The 19,185-nt window shown below is 63.5% G+C and carries 16 protein-coding genes and 1 tRNA gene; 15 read left to right on the top strand and 2 right to left on the bottom strand.

The window, feature by feature from the left end; genetic code table 11:
* Position 1 precedes the first annotated feature (1 nt).
* The 3 genes from atpD (at position 2) to nucS (ending at position 2,568) form a co-directional block, all read left to right on the top strand.
* Positions 2-1,489 (top strand): F0F1 ATP synthase subunit beta, encoded by a 1,488-nt coding sequence (gene atpD / locus CS006_RS02215; protein WP_100510130.1) that lies wholly within the window; start codon positions 2-4, stop codon positions 1,487-1,489.
* A complete protein-coding gene (locus CS006_RS02210) occupies positions 1,489-1,785 on the top strand; it encodes a F0F1 ATP synthase subunit epsilon (protein WP_100510129.1) in 297 nt (98 codons plus the stop codon). Before atpD ends, CS006_RS02210 begins: the two co-directional genes overlap by 1 nt.
* Positions 1,786-1,860: 75 nt before the next feature.
* The gene (gene nucS, locus CS006_RS02205; protein ID WP_100510128.1) at positions 1,861-2,568 is read left to right on the top strand and encodes an endonuclease NucS; all 708 of its coding nucleotides are present in this window, start codon (positions 1,861-1,863) and stop codon (positions 2,566-2,568) included.
* Between the two features lie 272 nt (positions 2,569-2,840).
* Here the strand turns inward: nucS and CS006_RS02200 are convergent, their stop codons facing one another.
* Complete coding sequence (locus tag CS006_RS02200) at positions 2,841-3,827, bottom strand: FKBP-type peptidyl-prolyl cis-trans isomerase (RefSeq protein WP_423734820.1); 987 nt, start codon at positions 3,825-3,827, stop codon at positions 2,841-2,843.
* 87 nt (positions 3,828-3,914) lie between these two features.
* Between CS006_RS02200 and CS006_RS02195 the strand changes: the two genes are divergently transcribed.
* From CS006_RS02195 to CS006_RS02185, 3 genes are all read left to right on the top strand, one after another.
* Positions 3,915-6,254 (top strand): hypothetical protein, encoded by a 2,340-nt coding sequence (locus CS006_RS02195; protein ID WP_100510126.1) that lies wholly within the window; start codon positions 3,915-3,917, stop codon positions 6,252-6,254.
* Positions 6,254-7,261, top strand: a complete 1,008-nt coding sequence (locus tag CS006_RS02190; RefSeq protein WP_100510125.1) for a hypothetical protein — start codon at positions 6,254-6,256, stop codon at positions 7,259-7,261. Before CS006_RS02195 ends, CS006_RS02190 begins: the two co-directional genes overlap by 1 nt.
* 499 nt (positions 7,262-7,760) lie before the next feature.
* Complete coding sequence (locus tag CS006_RS02185) at positions 7,761-8,729, top strand: tetratricopeptide repeat protein (RefSeq protein WP_100510124.1); 969 nt, start codon at positions 7,761-7,763, stop codon at positions 8,727-8,729.
* Positions 8,730-8,731: 2 nt separating this feature from the next.
* On the opposite strand, the gene CS006_RS02180 is transcribed toward CS006_RS02185, so the two are convergent.
* Positions 8,732-9,349, bottom strand: a complete 618-nt coding sequence (locus CS006_RS02180) for a CYTH domain-containing protein (RefSeq protein ID WP_100510123.1) — start codon at positions 9,347-9,349, stop codon at positions 8,732-8,734.
* A gap of 354 nt (positions 9,350-9,703) precedes the next feature.
* Between CS006_RS02180 and CS006_RS02175 the strand changes: the two genes are divergently transcribed.
* The 9 genes from CS006_RS02175 to CS006_RS02130 all read left to right on the top strand — a co-directional run bounded on the left by CS006_RS02175 (position 9,704) and on the right by CS006_RS02130 (position 19,035).
* Entirely contained in the window at positions 9,704-11,224 is a 1,521-nt protein-coding gene (locus tag CS006_RS02175) for an amino acid ABC transporter substrate-binding protein/permease (RefSeq protein WP_243386603.1), read from the top strand.
* Positions 11,221-12,036, top strand: coding sequence for an amino acid ABC transporter ATP-binding protein (locus CS006_RS02170; RefSeq protein WP_100510122.1), 816 nt, complete (start codon positions 11,221-11,223; stop codon positions 12,034-12,036). Before CS006_RS02175 ends, CS006_RS02170 begins: the two co-directional genes overlap by 4 nt.
* Positions 12,037-12,326: 290 nt before the next feature.
* Positions 12,327-12,399, top strand: a tRNA-Arg gene (locus CS006_RS02165).
* 270 nt (positions 12,400-12,669) lie between these two features.
* The gene (locus tag CS006_RS02160; RefSeq protein ID WP_100510121.1) at positions 12,670-13,071 is read left to right on the top strand and encodes a Rid family detoxifying hydrolase; all 402 of its coding nucleotides are present in this window, start codon (positions 12,670-12,672) and stop codon (positions 13,069-13,071) included.
* Positions 13,072-13,323: 252 nt separating this feature from the next.
* A complete protein-coding gene (locus CS006_RS10715; RefSeq protein WP_165777182.1) occupies positions 13,324-13,482 on the top strand; it encodes a hypothetical protein in 159 nt (52 codons plus the stop codon).
* A 28-nt stretch (positions 13,483-13,510) separates the two neighbouring features.
* Positions 13,511-14,497, top strand: coding sequence for a hypothetical protein (locus CS006_RS10640; protein WP_133119512.1), 987 nt, complete (start codon positions 13,511-13,513; stop codon positions 14,495-14,497).
* Positions 14,498-14,750: 253 nt separating this feature from the next.
* Positions 14,751-16,103, top strand: a complete 1,353-nt coding sequence (locus tag CS006_RS02140) for an amino acid permease (RefSeq protein ID WP_100510462.1) — start codon at positions 14,751-14,753, stop codon at positions 16,101-16,103.
* Between the two features lie 86 nt (positions 16,104-16,189).
* Positions 16,190-17,968: an arginine--tRNA ligase gene (argS, locus tag CS006_RS02135; RefSeq protein WP_100510117.1), complete on the top strand. Its 1,779-nt coding sequence runs from the start codon at positions 16,190-16,192 to the stop codon at positions 17,966-17,968.
* Between the two features lie 290 nt (positions 17,969-18,258).
* The gene (locus tag CS006_RS02130) at positions 18,259-19,035 is read left to right on the top strand and encodes a hypothetical protein (protein ID WP_133119511.1); all 777 of its coding nucleotides are present in this window, start codon (positions 18,259-18,261) and stop codon (positions 19,033-19,035) included.
* The last annotated feature ends 150 nt before the right edge of the window (positions 19,036-19,185 follow it).

The following is a 19,185-nucleotide window of genomic DNA, read 5'->3' as shown; positions in this document are numbered from 1 at the left end:
CATGGCAGTAAATGTAGCTGCGGCAACGGCGTCCGAGACTGATGCCTCGGAAGCCACGCAGGGCCGCATTGTTCGTGTCCAAGGCTCGGTTATCGATATTGAGTTCGCTGCAGGTCACCTGCCCGATATCTATAACGCATTGACGGTTGAAATCGCCGCCACCGGTAGCACCGAGGGCGAGGAAAGCCACAAGATCATGCTTGAGGTCGAGCAGCACCTGGGTGATTCCATCGTGCGCGCCGTCGCCCTGAAGCCTACCGATGGTCTGGTTCGTGGCGCCTTCGTCACCGACACCGGCGGCCCGATCGAGGTGCCGGTCGGCGACGTGACCAAGGGCCACGTGTTCGACGTCTCCGGCAACATCCTCAACAAGAAGGCCGACGAGACCATCACCATCAAGGACCGCTGGCCGATCCACCGCAACCCGCCCGCCTTCGACCAGCTGGAGTCCAAGACCCAGATGTTCGAGACCGGCATCAAGGTCATCGATCTGCTCACCCCGTACGTGCAGGGTGGAAAGATCGGTCTGTTCGGTGGTGCAGGCGTCGGCAAGACCGTGCTCATCCAGGAGATGATCCAGCGAGTCGCCCAGAACCACGGCGGTGTGTCCGTGTTCGCCGGCGTCGGCGAGCGTACCCGTGAGGGCAACGACCTCATCGGCGAAATGGAGGAGGCCGGCGTTCTCGAGAAGACCGCACTGGTCTTCGGCCAGATGGATGAGCCCCCGGGGACCCGTCTGCGCGTCCCGCTGACCGCTCTGACCATGGCGGAGTACTTCCGCGATGTGCAGAACCAGGACGTGCTGCTGTTCATCGACAACATCTTCCGCTTCACCCAGGCCGGTTCCGAGGTGTCCACGCTGCTGGGCCGTATGCCTTCCGCAGTGGGCTACCAGCCGAACCTGGCGGACGAGATGGGTGCTCTGCAGGAGCGAATCACCTCCACACGAGGCCACTCCATCACCTCCCTGCAGGCCATCTACGTGCCGGCCGATGATTACACCGACCCGGCCCCCGCCACGACCTTCGCCCACCTCGACGCGACCACGGAGCTTTCCCGTGAGATCGCCTCGAAGGGCATCTACCCGGCCGTGGATCCGCTGGCTTCCACCTCGCGAATCCTCGACCCGCGTTACGTCGGTCAGGCCCACTACGAGACCGCCAACCGCGTCAAGGCGATTCTGCAGCGTAACAAGGAGCTGCAGGACATCATCGCCCTGATCGGTATCGACGAGCTCGGCGAAGAGGACAAGACCACCGTCAACCGTGCCCGTAAGATCGAGCAGTTCCTCGGTCAGAACTTCTACGTGGCCGAGAAGTTCACCGGCCGTCCCGGCTCCTACGTGCCGAAGGACGAGACCATCGAGGCCTTCAAGCGCATCTGCGACGGCGTGTATGACGACGTCCCGGAGCAGGCGTTCTCCGGCATCGGCGGCATCGAGGACCTCGAGGAGAAGTGGCACCAGATGCAGAAGGAGTACGCAGCCTGATGGCCGCCTCCAACAAGCCAACGCTGAAGGTGAACATCGTCGCCGCCGACCGACCGGTCTGGTCGGGCGAGGCGACGATGGTCTCGCTACCGGCTTCCGAGGGTTCCATGGGTATCCTCGCCGACCACGAGCCGGTGCTGACCGCCACCAACGACGGACTGGTCAAGGTTACCGAGCCGGACGGCAACGTCCTCGGCTTCAAGGTGACCGACGGCTTCATCTCGTTCGACTCCAACAAGCTCACCGTGGCCGTGGAGACCTGCGAAGAGGCCCAGCCCGTGACCGAAGGCGAGTGATTTCGCCTATCGCGCCGTAAAGGACGCGGACCGTGCGCCTATGCACGGTCCGCGTCCTTTTCTATTCTGTGCCGTATGCGTATTATCGTCGCCGACTGCTCGGCCGAATACTCCGGCCGGCTCAACGCCTCACTTCCCGAAGCCAGGCGAGTCATCCTCATCAAGGCCGACTCCAGCTGCCTCATCTTCTCCGAGCTCGGCTCCTACAAGCCGCTCAACTGGATGGCCGCCCCCTGCACCATCAAGGAGCTCGACGTCGAACCCGACGAGGATATCCCCAGCGATATCCACCAGCCGGTGAAAAAACTGCGCGTCGCCGCCGACAAAAGCTCCGACGTACTCGTCGTCTCCCTCTACCACGTCTACTCCGACCAGGACTTCGATCTCGGAATCGACCCCGGCCTCGTCAAGGACGGCGTGGAGGACCATCTGCAGCGCTATCTCGCCGAGCAGATCGAACGCATCGGCGAAGGCGCCAAGCTCGTCCGCCGCGAATACCCCACCGCCATCGGCCCCGTCGACATCATGGCCATCGACGCCGACGGCACCCACGTCGCCATCGAAATCAAACGCAACGGCGGCATCGACGGCGTCGAACAGCTCACCCGCTACTGCAGACTCCTCAACCGCGACCCGCTGCTCGCCCCCGTACGCGGCATCTTCGCCGCCCAGACCATCAGCCCCCAGGCGCAGGTCCTCGCCAAGGACCGCGGCTTCGAATGTCTTATCCTCGACTACGACGAGATGAAGGGGACTGAGGATGACACCCTCCGCCTCTTCTGAAATCGCCGAATAATGGAGCGTCATTGGCCGACTGGTGAACTCGACGTATTTGAACTATGCGTCCTCGCGCTCGATAAATCGCGCTCGCATCGCCTACGGACGGTCCACTGGACCGTCCGCTTGACGGCTCAGCGCCTTCGTTCCCCACTCGACCAATGCCGCACGCATTATTCGACGATTGGGTGAGACGGTCGCCATGGGCATTTACGGCATAAAGAAGCTCCCTCACGAGTGTCGCGAGGGAGCTTCTTTCGTTATAGCGGACCCGGCGTTTAGTACGCGGCGAGGATGTCGACCACGAAGATCAGCGTGGAATTCGCCGGAATGCCGTTCTGCTCCTCCGAACCATAGCCGAGGCTCGGCGGGATGATGAGCAGCACCTGCGAGCCGACCGTCTGCCCGGTCAGACCCTGCGTCCAGCCCTTGACCACGGCGTTCAACGCGAAGTCGGAGGCCGAACCGCGATCCCACGACGAATCGAACTGCTTGCCGTTGCTGGCCAGCCAGCCCGTGTAGTTCGCGCTCACGGTGTTCGACTCCTTGACCTTCGCGCCCTTGCCCTTGATAAGCGTCTGCACCACGAGCTTGTCGCCCGGCTTGTAGCCGTTGAGATCAAGCGACGGCTTGCCGTTCTTGTCGAGCGTGACCTTCGGCAGGTTCGACGGGATGTTCGTCACCTTGTCGCCCTCGGCACGGGTGAGCGACTTCGACTTCGAGACGATGGTCATCACGTTGATGTACTGCTCCAGCGTGGACGACGTCGACGAGCTCGACGACGAGGAGTTGTTCACGCCAATCGCCAGCGTGGTGTTGACCTTCAGACCCTTGAACAGGTTGTAGTACGCCTCGTCGATGGAGTTCTTGCCGATGAGGATGCCGCACTCGGGAGCATCGTCCGACCACGTGCTGGCGACCTCCTCGCCGCTCTTCGCGTCGAGGATGATCTGCTGCGTGCACAGGCGGTCGCCGTCGGTCGCGGCCTCGCCGTTGCCCTCCTGCAGAATCTGATAGGAGTTGTTCTTCACGCTGAACGGGGTCTTGAACGTGACCTTCGGCTTCTTGCCGAGCTCGCCGGTGGCGGTGATGCCGGTCATCTTGGTCAGACCGGAAACGGTCTTCGAGGTGGACGACGACGAGGACGAATCCTTGCTTTCCGAGCCGTCCGCGCAGGCGGCCAGCGAAACGGTCATCGCCGCGGCACAGGCCACTGCCAGAATACGACGGGAGTGGCTACGAATGATTGAGAAGTAATCGCGCATAAACCACTACTCTAACGGTATTTCCTGACCGTTCCGAGGCCTCGGGCGGAATCGAGGTGCATAGGGGATTGTAGAATGGCAGACAATATGAGTGACATGAACCTGCAGCATCAGGATGACGACAGGAACTCGACGGCCGCCCGCGAACAGGACGCGAAGCAGGCCGCAGCATCATCCTCACAGCATTCTTCTTTCTCGACGGACGCCTCCGCCGATGGCGTCGGCATACCCGAAAGCGTTGGAAATTCGCCGTTCGACAAACTGTATCGTCCGCCGTCGCTGGACGATATCGTGCTCGGCGCGGCCTCGCCGGACGATTCGGGGGAATCCGACGACAAGGTCCGTTCCACGGGCGAGCTGAGCCTGTTCGATCTGGCCGGCGTCCGCGGCGAGCGGACGAACCGTCCCGCCGGCACGCGTGATGCCGGGGCCGCCTCCGCCGCCGCTTCCGGCATCGATTCCGCCGACGGATCGAAGACCGATGACAAGCGGACGGCGACAACGCATGACGATGACTCGCATGACGCCGTTGCACATGCCGATGCTGCCCAAGCCGACGTGCCGACCGTGTCGCCGGAATTCTCGGCGACCGCCGATTTCCCGTCCGTCTACGATTCCAGCGTCTTCGCCGTTCCCGCGACGTCGGGCGGCGAGCATCCTCATGACGGTGGCCCGACCCCGGCCGCGAACGCCGATGCGGCCGCTGCGAAATCCGACGAATCCGACAAGGACCTCGACGACGACACCGTCAGCCGCGACGACGTCGAACAGCACAGGGGACTGTTCGCCTTCGCGTTCGGCGGTCGTCGCAGGAGGCGCCACGGACGCGACGCCGAAGCATCGGCCGATGCGCAGCCGTCGGACGAAACGCAGTCGGCCGGCGAGAGCCCGGCCGCTGCCGAGCCGAACGTCGCGCCCGAATCCAACACCGCATCCGAAACGAACACCGACGCCGAAGCGACGACGGTGTTCAAGCCGTCGGACGTCGCCGACCTCGCCACCACGACGATCGCCCCGGTGACCGGTGTTGAGCCTGCGACCGGCGTCGCCGACGGCAGCGAATCCGGTGACGCGAATGCGCCCGCCGCCGGCGAGCAGCCCGCGCCGAAGCTGAGCGACGAGGAACTCGCGCAGATCGCCAAGCAGCGTCACGCCAAGCGCAAGAAGATCCTGCGCGGCATCGTCACGCCGATCCTCGCCGTGCTGGCCGTCGCATCATTCGTGTTCGGCGCCCTCAACATGACCGTCTGGAAGCCGAACCCGCACGTCGCCGCCTCGGCGCAGACGACCACCCAGTACGTTGTCAGCGACCCCGGCGTGCTGGCGCTCGCCGACAACACCGTCGACATCACCGTCAAGAGCGCATCCGACGCACAGGTCTGCGTCGCCGTCGCCGCGCCGCGCGACGCGACCGGTTGGCTCTCCGGCCAGCAGTACACGCGAATCAGCGGATTGGAGACCTGGCAGAAGTTCTCCACGCAGCAGACGAAGATCGACGCCGACGATTCGGGAAGCGGCTCGTCGTCCTCCGCATCCGCGTCCAACGGTCAGAACGATAGCCAGGGCGTCGCATTCCAGGACTCCGACATGTGGGAGTCCGTGCAGTGCGGACAGGGCTCCGCCACGCTCAAGTGGAAGGGCGCCGGCAGCGATCGCGTCGTGCTCATCGACGCCAATGCCGGCTCGACCGACGCGAACGCCGCAGCCGACGCCACCGTCACCATGAGCTGGACGCGTGCGCAGGTGCCTGATTTCGCCACGCCGTTCTACTTCGTGGGCGGTCTGCTCGTCATCATGGCCGTGCTCGTCGCCACCATCTTCTCCATCGAAGACCATCGTCGCCGCAAGAAGCAGGTCGAGTCCCCGGCCGAACCCGAGCCGGAACCGGAACCCGGCGAGCGTCCGCACTGGATGCACGGCCGTTCCGAATCGTCGTCGCGACGCCGAGGTGAACGCCGTCACTCCCATCGCCGTTCTCGCCGACACAGGAACCGCGAGGCCGAAGCGGCTGTCGAAGCCACCGAAAACGCAACGGCGGCGGTCGGCGAGTCCGCCTCCGGTCCGGCCATCCTCGACGTCACCGCCGTCAACATGCTCGAACAGCAGACGCCGGGCTCCGACGCCGCAAGCGGCCCGAGCATCGAATTCACGCCGGGGGAGACCGACGCCCACGGCGTCGATACCGTCGAACCGAACGGTGCCGACGCGGGCGGCAGCGGCGATGACACCGAGGTCGGAACCTCGACATCGCAGATCACCGCCGACGAACTGCAGGACTACTTCGCCCGATTGGCCGCGGAGAACGCCGCCAACCAGGCCGCCGCGAACGCCGGCGAGGAATCGAGCGAAGCGAACGATTCCGCAGCCGATGGCAGCGCCGACGAGAACACCGACGAAACCGACGAGACAACCAAGGAGGGCAAGTGATGAACGCCTCGAAACTGCGCCGCGTCGCCACGGCATCCCTCATCGTGGCCATGCTGCCGATGGTCGCCGCATGCGAGGAACGCGTGCCGCAGGTGACCACACCGACCGCCACCGCGTCCGCGCCCGTCATGACCGAAGCCAAGGAACGCAAGATCCGCACCTCGGTGCTCGACACCCTCACCAAGGCCGATCAGGCCAAGGACGCCAGCGGACTCTCCGAACGCGTCGAAGGCCCCGAGCTCGCCGTACGCACCAGCCAGCTCACCATCGCCAAGGCCACCAACTCGCTCGACAAGCGCAGTACCATCCCCTCGAAGATCAGCCAGACCGTGATCCCCACCGACTCCAGCTGGCCGCGCTCCGTCTTCACCATCACCACCACCACCGACGACCAGCAGTCGCAGCGACTCCTCGTCCTCAACCAGGAGGACGCCCGCAGCAACTACAAGCTCTGGGCCGTCGCACGACTCTTCCAGGGCGCCCAGCTGCCCGCCTTCGAGGTCCCCAAGCTCGGCTCCTCCATGGGCACTGCCAAGGACACCGGCCTCGTCGCCACCCCGGAAGACGCCGTCGCCCACTACGCCGACGTCCTCCAGAACGGCGCCAAAAGCCAGTACGCCAAGGAATTCGGCGACGACCAGCTGCGTGACGACCTCACCGAGCTCACCGCCACCGTGCAGAAGGGAATCGCCGCCAACAAAGGCACCCAATCCCAGAAATTCACCGTCGAACCCGACCAGATCCGCATCATGAGGGCCGCCGGCGACAACGGCGACCTCGTCGTCGCGCAAATCAACTCCGAATGGGTCCGCGCCGCCGGCGAAGGTCGCGAATCCCTCCCCGCATCCGATGCCGAAAAGGCCCTCTTCGGCAAGGGCAAGGCCACCAGCACCATGAAGGTCACCTACGTGAACGTCGTCGCGCTGTACGTGCCCAAGCAGGGAACGGACGCGAAGATACAGGCTGTCGGCGCCGAGCGCCAGCCCATCAAGGTCGAAGCCCAATGATGGAGCGTCTTTCGCCGTGCGGAAGACTCGACGTACAAGTCGTACGCCTTCGCCTTCCGCACGACGAAATCCGCACACATCATTGAGAGGGGAAGGTCGTACGTCTTCACCTTGCGTTCCACGCAGGACACACGCATTACTTCATGACGGAGCGTCTTTCGCCGTGCGGAAGACTCGACGTACAAGTCGTACGCCTTCGCCTTCCGCACGACGAAATCCGCACGCATCATTGAGGGGAAAGGTCGTACGTCTTCGCCTTCCTCCGGCCCGAAGCCGCACATATCATTGGGAGGCGGTACGTCTTCACCTTGCGTTCCACGCAGGCCGTACGTACCGCATGGATGGAGCGTCTTCGGCGTGCATGAATCGTCGGATATGGGGATATTTCGCCATTCGTCCGAAAAAACGCGCGAAAACGGGGCATGCTGTCGCAAACGTTGGTAATACTAATCAGTAGCAAGACGACCATCGTGCGATTAATCGCGTAAGGAGCATCATCATGGCGGAGCAGCCGAAGTTCAATCCCGGTCTTTCATTGGCGGGCGCGGTCGACCTCGAAGCGTTGAAGCATAAGGTCGACGCCGAGGCCGGCGAGGCCGGAGGCGCGCCGGCCGCCGGCGGCTACGTCATCGACACCGACGAAAGCACGTTCCAGGCCATGGTGCAGACCTCGGCCACGTTCCCCATCCTCCTGCTGCTGTGGGTGACGAACGACGACCGATGCTTCGACGTCGCTCGCAAGCTCGGCGACGCCGTCAACAAGCTCGAAGGCAAGATCCAGCTGTCTCGAATCGACATCGCCAAGAGCCCGACCATCGCCCAGGCGCTGCAGGCTCAGGGAGCCCCCGCCATCTACGGACTTGTCGGCGGCCGTCCGATGCCCATCATGCAGGGCGTGCCCTCCGACGCCGAGATGGAGCAGATCACCGGCACGCTGATTCCGCAGATCATCCAGATGGCGCAGCAGGCCGGCGTCACCGGCACCGCGCCGTACCAGGAGGCCGGCGCCGCATCCGAGGGCGCCGACGCCGCAGCCGGCAAGAGCGCCGAGGAACAGATTCCGCCCGAACACCAGAAGGCCCACCAGCTCGCCCAGGAAGGCGACTACGCCGGCGCTGCCGTCGAATACGCGAAACTCATGGAAGCCGACCCGAACGACGCCCGCGCCGCCCGCGAACACGCCAAGGCCCTGCTGCTCGCCCGCTCCGCCGAAGCCGATGTGCGTACCGTGCGCGCCGCCGCGGCCGACAACCCCGACGACGTGGAGGCGCAGCTTGCCGTCGCCGACATCGACATGATCGGCGGTCAGATCGAGGACGCGTTCAGCCGCCTGCTCGACTTCCTCGCCGGGCACAAGGCCGACGTCGAACCGGTGCGCAAGCGTCTGCTCGAATACTTCGCCATCCCCGCCGCCGACGACGCCCGCGTGGCGCGTGCCCGTCGTCGTCTCGCCACGCTGATGTACTGAGGCTACTCCATACGATTGCGACCGAAGAGCTGGGAGAAATGCGCGCCGTAGCGCTCCAGCTCTTCGTAGTAGTCGTCCCGCCAGGTGATGAACGGCTTCGACGCCAGCCCGTCGTTGTAGAAACGCTGGTCCTCCGTCACCTCGGCGGTGCAGAACGAGGGAATCGTCAGATTCGTCACCGGGCTGGAGCGTTCCACCTGCGCCAGAATCAATCCCGAGTTGTTCGCGCCGAACACGTCGATCTCCCAGCCATCCTCGCCGAGCCAGACGCTGTAGCGGTTCTTGATGATGGGCGTTCCCCCGCGAAGCACGAGCTCAATGGCGATGTTCGCGTCTATCGTGCGTTCCGCCTCATAGCGGGTTCCCCCGACCGCGTTCCCCTGCACGGTGACGAACGCCTCCGAAAAATGCTCGCGATACTGCATCAGCGTGGTCAGGCCATCGGTCTGCGGCCCCATCGGCACGCGGATGTCGCGTGATCGCAGACGAATGCGCAGCGCGAATCCGTCCTGATGCACGAAATAGCTTTGCACAATCAGCGTGGGGGCGTCCCCGTCGTCGTATTCCACGGGGAATTCACGGCAGAAAAAACGGCGCTCATACTGAAAATCGTCGGACATGACACCATCTTACGAAAACCGTGTAATATTTGCGAAAAATTTTTGCAAGGACTGTGGCCTCGGAATGCCCCCGTTCGGATTCCACGGGCTTGTGTAGAATCAGTCTTCTTAATCCTTGTCTTTTCGTGACGTCCGCATCATGACCGCATGACGGTCGGCGGACGGCCTCCCGAGGATCCTCGAAAACAGGCGCGACGTCTCACAAGGCCATGCGGCCCGATACGCCGCATGCATGTGGAACCACGGCTCACACGGCACGTATGACGCGGCGGACGAACGGCGCCGAAGGATTGGTTACAGAACCGAAAACTACGGGAGAGTAGGATTACCTCGTTTTGTAAAGGAGCTCAATGTATGCATATTGAGAAGTTCAATGCTGCCGTTATGCGGCGCGCCACACAGTGGCGGCGCGCATTCGGCATGCTGCTGGCCCTCGTGCTGTGCGTGGCCGGCCTCGGCACCGTCGGCGTCTCCTCGGCGCAGGCCGCACAGGTCTCCGAAGTGCAGGGCAAGACGTTCAAGGTCGCCACCGACACCACGTTCGCACCGTTCGAATTCCGCGACTCCAGCGGCCAGATGGTCGGCATCGACATGGACCTGCTGCACGCCATCGCCAAGGACCAGGGATTCAACGTGCAGATTCAGTCCCTTGGATTCAACGCCGCACTGCAGGCGATGTCGTCCGGCCAGGCCGACGGCGTGATCGCCGGCATGACCATCACCGACGAGCGCAAGGCCATCTATGACTTCTCCGACTCGTACTTCCAGTCGGGCGTGCAGATGGCCATCGCCAAGAACAACGACGCCATCAAGGGCTACGAGGACCTCAAGGGCAAGACCGTTGTGGCGAAGACCGGCGCAGAAGGCGAGATGTTCGCCAAGAAGAACGCCTCCAAATACGGCTACACGGTCAAGTCGGTCGACCAGTCGGCGACGATGTACGAAATGGTGAAGTCCGGCAACGCGGACGCCGTCGTCGACGACTATCCGGTGCTCGCCTACGGCATCCAGCAGGGCAACGGACTCAAGACCGTCACGCCGAAGGTCCCCGGCGGCGACTACGGCTTCGCGGTGAACAAGGGGCAGAACGCCGACCTGCTCAAGGCGTTCAACGCCGGCCTCGCCAACCTCAAGAAGTCCGGCGAATACGACAAGATCCTCGCGAAGTACCTCGGCGAGGACTCCAGCGTGAAGCCGGCCACCGCCGACTCGACCGCGAAGAAGAGCTTCATCGACCTGGCGAAGGACGCGTTCCCCGCGCTTATGACCGGTCTGAAGAACACGATGCTCATCACGGCCATCTCGTTCGTCATCGCGCTTGTGCTCGGCATCGTGCTCGGCCTCGTCCGCGTCTCGCCGAACAAGCCGCTGTCCTGGGTCGCCCGTGTGTACGTGGCCGTGTTCCGCGGCACGCCGATCCTGGTGTGGGCGTTCTTCTTCTACTTCGGCATCCCGCAGATCATCGGCCACAGCATCAACATCTGGGTGGCCGGCGCGCTCACGCTGTCGCTCAACGCCGGTGCGTATCTTGTGGAGATCGTGCGCGGCGCCATCGAGTCCGTGAACAACGGCCAGATGGAAGGCGCGCGTTCGCTCGGCCTGAGCTACAACCAGGCCATGCGCAAGGTGATCCTGCCGCAGGCCGTGAAGATCGGCACGCCGGCGATCATCAACCAGCTGGTCATCATGCTCAAGGACTCCTCGCTGCTGCTCGCCATCGGCTTCGGCGAACTGCTGTACCAGGCCCAGCAGATCTACGCGGCCAACTTCCGTGTCACCGAGACGCTGCTCATGGTCGGCGTCATCTACTTCGTGGCCATCACCCTGCTGACCTGGCTGGCCAATATCGTCGATCGGAGGATGAACAAGCGATGAGCACGACGAACGAAACCACGGTGAACGAAACGCACCAGCCCGAGGTCGCCTCGGCCGCCCCCGCGGTTCCCGAGCACAAGGGCCAGGTCGTCATCGACGTGCGCGACCTGCGCAAGACCTTCGGCAAGACCGAGGTGCTCAAGGGCATCGACTGCCAGGTGCACGCCGGCGAGGTGATCTCCATCATCGGCCCGTCCGGCGCCGGCAAGTCCACCTTCCTGCGCTGCCTCAACGGCCTCGACACCCCGACCTCCGGCTCGGTGATTGTCAACGGCTACGACATCGCCGACCCGAAGACCGACATCGACAAGGTGCGCACCCAGATCGGCATGGTGTTCCAGCACTTCAACCTCTTCCCGAACATGACCGTGGCCGAGAACATCATGCTCGCGCCCACGCTCATCAAGAAGGTGCCCGTCGACCAGGCCCGTGCCCGCGCGCTCGAACTGCTGCGCACCGTCGGACTCGAGGAGAAGATCGACGCCAATCCCGACTCGCTCTCCGGCGGCCAGAAGCAGCGCGTGGCCATCGCGCGTTCGCTGGCCATGGACCCCGACATCATGCTGTTCGACGAGGCCACGTCCGCGCTCGACCCCGAGATGGTGGGCGACGTGCTGCAGGTCATCCGCGATCTGGCCAACAAGGGCATGACCATGCTGCTCGTGACCCACGAGATGGCGTTCGCCCGCGAGGTCTCCACGCGCGTGATCTTCACCGACGCCGGCATCATCGAGGAGGAGGGCACCCCGGCCCAGATCTTCGGCAACCCGCAGAGCCCGCGCCTGCGCTCCTTCCTCTCCAAGGTGCTGTAGAAAGGGCTGCGTAACGGTCTGCAGATTCCGGATTCGGGGCTGGGTCGCGAATCCGGAGGCATAATCGCGAGTTTTGTGGCTTTGCCGTGGAACGCCGAAAATCCCCGGCGTGATTTCCCTGTTTTGGGATGCCGCGGTGCATGAGGACGTCCCTTATGCGGCGAACAAAGCCGCAAAACCCGTATCGGGATCGTTTTTGATTTTTGATCTGTCGGATCGCTTGTTTTCGTCCGATGTATGTGTAAACTAATGGGGTGCATGTTCGCGGGAGGTCCCGCGGACAGGTGTTCGGGTTCGTAGCTCAGTGGATAGAGCGTCTGTCTCCGGAACAGAAGGTCGTGGGTTCGAATCCCATCGAGCCCACAAGACTGTTGGAATTCCAACGTTTCTATGGTGTCTAGCGCCGATGTGTGCCGTAATCTGGGCACTCATCGGGTACATGAATGATGCGAATGGTATGGGTTTTGTCTTTCGTGTTTTCCATGCGGGACATGGGGAACGGGCCCTTTCGCATTTTCCCGCCCATATGGCGGTCGTTCATCGTTGACGGCACGCCATACGCCGTACAATCCGTGACTACGAAATACTTCGATACTTCGTATGTTCGTGCTATTCGCATAGAAGGGAATCATCATGGTAGACAAGCTTGAGGAAGTCGCGACCGCATACGCGCCCGCCGCGCTCGGCGCCTACAGCCAGGCGGTGAAGGCCAACGGTTTCGTGTTCGTCTCCGGCCAGCTCGGCATCGACCCGCACACCGGCGAGCTTGCTGGTACGACCGCCGGCGAGCAGACCGCGCAGGCCCTGAAGAACATCAAGCACATCCTCGACGCCGCCGGCAGCGGCATCGAGAACGTGGTGCGCGCCACCATCTACATGAAGAACGTCGATGATTTCAAGGAGATCGACGGCGAGTACGCCAAGGCGTTCATCGGTTCCGTGAAGCCGGCCCGCGTGGCGTTCGGCGGCAACAACATCCCCAAGGGCGCGCTGGTGGAGATCGACGCCATCGCCGTGCTCAACGACGTCGACTGATCGGACGTCGACTGATTGCCTGCTGCTTACGTCCCTGGTTCCCATCCGTTGTTCGATACATGACGGACGGGAACCGGGGACGTTGCTATATTCCGGCTTGTTGTGTGGGATGCGACGAACGGGAACCGTGCGATGGCGTCGATTCCCATCCGTCGCAGTGAGTGCAACCAACGGGAACCGAATGGGCATCCCACCGCCACACCCGTACAATCGGCCTACAATACAACCATGTTTCTCGTGTTGATGTTCGTTTTGACGCTCATATCGGCATCGGTGCTGATGGCGGGCGTCAAGCTCATGCGTGCCAGGACGAGGATTCCCGTATATCCGCTCGGCCTCGCGCTTGCCGTGGTCGGCGGCGTCGCGACGGTCGCGTTCCTCGTGATCTTCATCGTCTACGCCATCGGATGACGACATGGACGACATGATCGGATGACGTATGGGCATACGACAAATCTGCACGCTGCCTGCATCGGTATCGATGCTGAGCCAAGGCAACCTTCAGAATCTGGCCTATGTGGTGGTCGGCGCCATCGGTGCATTGGCCGCGGTGGGATGCCTCGCGCGATGGCTTACGCGGCTTTCGCGCGAACCGGCGTATTACGCAGGCCAGGCGTCCTTGGCGGAGAAACCGGTGCGTCGCGGCGTCATGATGCCGGTCGGTATGACGCCGATGGCCTCGTGCATCGCGAGTTTCGTGCTGTGGTACGGCATCACGGCGGTTGTCGGCACGTTTGTGGCCGCATCCAGTGCGGCGGGGGAGCCGAGGAAAAGCGTTACACCGAACATGCTGGAATCGGCTTGCGGCATCAGCGACATCCGCTCCGACGGCCGCATGTTCCAGGCGCTGGAGGATCTTGATTATCCGATGTATCGCGGCGTCTCCTCGTATGGCGACATCACATTCGTGTATGACGGTCGGCGGGTTGCGGGCGGCGTGAAGCTGCTGAACGGCCAGGCCGTCGTCTATCAGGGGGATTTCCACGGCAGCATGGCCCCGCACGTGGAGTCCATATGGTTCTCGCTGGGATTCATCGCATTGTTCGCTGTGGTCGTCGCACTGCTGATGTTGCTGTGCGCGTTCATCCTGATGACGAATCGGGATGAATCGCAGCCGGGGGTCGTGGAATCCGGAGGTATGCGCATCGACGACATACAACACGATGACATAAGGACGACTCGGCCGTTCGACCGTATCTACGAGCATCCCAAGGTACTGTTCCTGATGGTGTTGTGCGTATTCGTATCCTGCACGTTCATGGCGGTCGGTCTGCCGACGGTCGACGCCCGGTGGGTGGCGCCGGTGGCGGCGACCGCGATTGCGATGAACGCGGCCGCATTCGTCGGACCGTTCATGCTGGTGCGCCGCGTGATGACGAAAGCGGAACGAAGGAAACGCCGATATGACGTCGACGGACATCGATGAATGCCGACATTCGTCCGAGAGAATCACAAGACTCAGGCCATCGGCATGCGGATTTCGGCTTTGGCTGGGTGGATTACCGTTTTTGGATGGCTTGCGGTAGTCTTCTGGGGTGACGAAAGAACAGCAGCGCAAGGCAGAGCCGCATGATACTGCGGAATCGAACGATACCGCGAAGCCGCAGAACGCCGAAGGGGCCCGAACCACCGCGACGACGCAGACGCAGGAGCCCGAGGCCAACGGTCTCGAACGCAAGATGGAATCCCGCCACCTGACCATGATCTCGCTCGGCGGCGTCATCGGCACAGGACTGTTTCTGAGCTCCGGATACACGATTCAGCAGGCCGGACCGCTCGGCGCGATCCTCGCCTACGCCATCGGCTCGATGCTCGTGTACTTCGTGATGCTGTGCCTCGGCGAGCTTTCCGTGGCCATGCCGTACGCCGGAAGCTTCCATCTGTACGCCAACCGGTTCATCGGACCGGGCACGGCATTCACCATCGCGATTCTGTACTGGCTCAATTGGGCCGTGGCGCTCGCCTCCGAATTCACGGCGGCGGGCCTGCTCATGCAACGCTGGTTCCCCGGCAGTCCGGCGTGGGTGTGGAGCGCGGTGTTCATCGTGGTCGTCTTCGCCTTGAACATTCTTTCCGTACGTCTGTATGGCGAATCGGAGTTCTGGTTCGCATCCATCAAGGTGTTCGCCATCGTGGCGTTCATCATCATCGGCCTGCTCGCGATCTTCGGGGCGATTCCCATCGCCGGATACGATCATGCGCCGCTGTTCGGCAACTTCGTGTCCGACGGCCTGCTGCCCAACGGCATCGCGCCGATCTTCTCCACGCTGCTTACGGTCGTGTTCGCATTCTCCGGCACCGAGGTCGTGGGCGTGGCCGCGGGTGAGACGAAGGACCCGGGCTCGGCCATCCCGAAGGCCGTGCACACCACGGTGCTGCGTCTCGCCATCTTCTTCATCGGCTCGATCGCCGTGATGGCCGCGCTGATTCCATGGCATAAGTCCGGCGTGGAGACCAGCCCGTTCGTGCTCGTGTTCCAGTCCATCGGCATGCCGTTCGCCGGCGATGTGATGAACTTCGTGGTGCTCACGGCCGTGCTGTCGGCCGCGAACTCGGGACTCTACGTGTGCTCGCGCATGGTGTGGTCGCTGGCCAAGGAGCGGATGCTGCCGATGAAGCTCGCCAAGACCAACTTCCGTGGCGTGCCCGTGTTCGCCGTCATGGTGAGCATGGCCGGCAGCCTGCTGGCGCTGCTTTCCTCGGTGATCGCGGCCAGCACCGTGTATCTGGCGCTGGTGGCCGTTTCGGGACTGGCGACCATCGTCGTGTGGGCGTCGGTCGCCGTGTGCCAGATTCGCTTCCGTCGTCAGTGGATCGCCGACGGGCACAGCGTGGACGAACTGGGATACAGGGCGCCCGGATATCCATTTGTGCCATGGGCCGCCATCGTGATGTGCGTGCTCGCGTTGGTGCTGGTGGTGCTCGACGAATCGCAGCGTTCGACGCTGTACTACATGATTCCGTTCGTGGCGCTCTGCTACGCGTTCCACTATGGGCGCGAGGCGTGGCGGCGCAGGCATGACGCCGCATAGGGCGCGGCGTGGGCGGCGGCCTCTCGGGTCGTGGGCTGCGGCAGCTTAGGTCGTGGGCTGTCAGCGCTGCCGGTAGACTTTGAAGAATGAGTCCTGAAGCGCTTAGTGAACTGATTTCCGCAATTGCCCACGACCTCGCCGCGGCCGGCACCGCAGGCGAGCTGACCGCGGACCTGATCCCCCCGGTCGAGAAGATCGCCGTGATGCGTCCGAAGGATCGCGCGCACGGCGACTGGGCCACCAACATCGCCATGCAGCTGGCCAAGAAGGCCGGCATGAAGCCGCGCGACCTCGCCGAACTGTTCGCCCCCGAACTCGAGAAGAACGACGGCGTCAAGTCCGTGGAGATCGCCGGCCCCGGCTTCATCAACATCACGCTCGACTCCGCATCCGCCGCCGGCATCGTCGACACCGTGCTCGAGGCCGGCGCCGCGTTCGGCCGCAACGAGCATCTGAACGGCAAGACCCTCAACCTCGAATTCGTCTCCGCCAACCCCACCGGCCCGATTCACATCGGCGGCACCCGCTGGGCCGCCGTCGGCGACTCCATGGCCCGTGTGCTCGAGGCCAACGGCGCCAAGGTCGTGCGTGAATACTACTTCAACGACCACGGCGAGCAGATCAACCGCTTCGCCCGTTCGCTGGTCGCCGCCGCCCACGGCGAGGAGACCCCGGCCGACGGCTACAAGGGCGCCTACATCGACGAGATCGCCCAGCGCGTGATCGACGAGGCCAAGGCCGACGGCATCGACGTGCTCTCCCTGCCGCGCGTGACCGCCGAAGACGGTTCCGAAGGCGATTCCGAACAGCGCGAGGAGTTCCGCAAGCGCGCCGTGCCGATGATGTTCGCCGAAATCCAGAAGTCGATGAAGGAGTTCCGCGTGAACTTCGACGTCTGGTTCCATGAGAACAGCCTCTACCAGGACGGCGAGGTCGAGAAGGCCATCGCCGACCTGCGTGAGCGCGGCGACATCTACGAGAAGGACGGCGCCACCTGGTTCGCCTCCACCAAGCACGGTGACGACAAGGACCGCGTGATCATCAAGTCCGACGGCAACGCCGCGTACTTCGCCGCCGACATCGCCTACTACCGCAACAAGCGTCATCGCGACGTGAACCCCGCCGACGTGGCCATCTACATGCTCGGCGCCGACCACCACGGCTACATCGGCCGCATGATGGCCATGTGCGCCGCGTTCGGCGACAAGCCGGGCGAGAACATGCAGATTCTCATCGGTCAGCTCGTCAACGTGATGAAGGACGGCAAGCCCGTGCGCATGAGCAAGCGCGCCGGCAACGTCGTGACGCTCGACGACCTCGTCGAGGCCATCGGCGTGGACGCCGCCCGCTACTCGCTGGCCCGCACCGACTACAACCAGAGCGTGGACATCGACCTCGACCTGCTCGCCAGCCACACCAACGAGAACCCCGTGTACTACGTGCAGTACGCGCACGCCCGCAGCTGCAACGTGGACCGCAACGCGGCCGCCGCCGGTGTGACCGTCGACGGCGCCGACCTCGCGCTGCTCGACACCGAGGCCGACGGCGACCTGCTCGCCGCCCTCGCCCAGTACCCGAGCATGATCTCGCTGGCCGGCGACGGCCGCGAGCCGCATCGCGTGGCCCACTACCTCGAGGACCTGGCCGGTCGCTACCACAAGTGGTATGCCGCCGAGCGCGTGGCCCCCATGGCCCTGACCGACGCCGAACAGCGTCTGCCCGAAGCCGAGCGTGCTGCTTTGGAGATCGCCAAGAACCCCGAACCGGCCCGCGCCGCCGCCCGACTGCGCCTCAACGATGCCGCCAAGCAGGTCATCGCCAACGGCCTCGACCTCCTCGGCGTCACCGCTCCGGAAAAGATGTGATGCCCTTCGGGCATCCGTCGTTTCGCGACGGGGCTCGATAAATCGCCCCTGCTACGAACAGTCCACTGGACTGTTCGTCCGGAAAAGATGTGATGCCCTTCGGGCATCCGTTGTTCCGTCCCTTGTCATCCTGAGCGAGCGCAGCGAGTCGAAGGGTCTTGAGGATCGTAAGACCTTCGACTCCGCCGCAAGCGGCTCCGCTCAGGATGACAGTGGGTGTTTATCGCAGGCGGCTCCGCTCAGGATAACAATGAGGTCTGCCGCAGGCGGTCTGAGAGGGTGGTGCGGTGATGAGCCTTTGTACACGCTGGCAGCGGTTCATCGCGCCGTTCGACCGTATCGGCGCGTGGCTCGCCGACCACTATCTCGACATTCCCGCGGGCGTTCTCGCCTTCATCCTCGTCCTCTGGCCCGCGATACAGGATGTCAGCGGCCTCGGCCGCCACATCATCGCCGCGCAGATCTTCCACTACGGCTTCCCCGCATGGATCCCCATCAATTTCGTCGTCGTATTGTCATGGTGGCGGGCCGCGCGAATCGTGCAACGCCGCGGCAAACGCGCCACCTGGGGATACTATTACCGCAACGGCGTCGTGGCCATGATCGTGCTTGCCGTCATCTCCATCGTCACGTATTCCTCGCTGTATTTCGACGGTTACGGCGTCCCGACCGACGTCGAAATCCGATATACGCCGCCGGCCTATGCGACGACCCGCGAATACGACGTCCGGTACGCCATCGAATCCGCCCAATGGAATGTCGACGGCGGACGTCATATCAACGATGACGACGCCGTCATTTGGCGGGGAACGACCGACCTTTCCAAAGGCGTTCATGCGGATTTCGACATCGTCCCGGCCGATGGCGGCGGTATGAACAACGGTGTCGCGTCGCCGCATCGAGGCAGCGATACGACGTCTGACATCGACTCCATCAAACGCGCCGAACCCGGCGTCTGCACGATACTCGTCAACGGCGTCGAAACCGCCCACGGCGACGACGGCTGCCGCATCCGGACCTTCGATGTCACCTACACGCCCTGGTCCGGCCTCGTCGTTCGGCGTTGAATCGTCACCCGTTATGGGACGGCGGGGGCCGGTCGGCGGGGCATCTGGCAGAATTGACGGTACCGTACGTAATTTATGAACAACGGCGGGTTCGTGGACGACAATGGGTGCGTAAAACACCGGCGTGCAACACGGAGCCGCAGACACCGA

It is taken from the genome of Bifidobacterium primatium (genome assembly GCF_002802875.1).
GTDB classification, from domain to species: Bacteria; Actinomycetota; Actinomycetes; order Actinomycetales; family Bifidobacteriaceae; genus Galliscardovia; species Galliscardovia primatium.
This window is presented reverse-complemented; position numbering and strand designations above follow the sequence as displayed.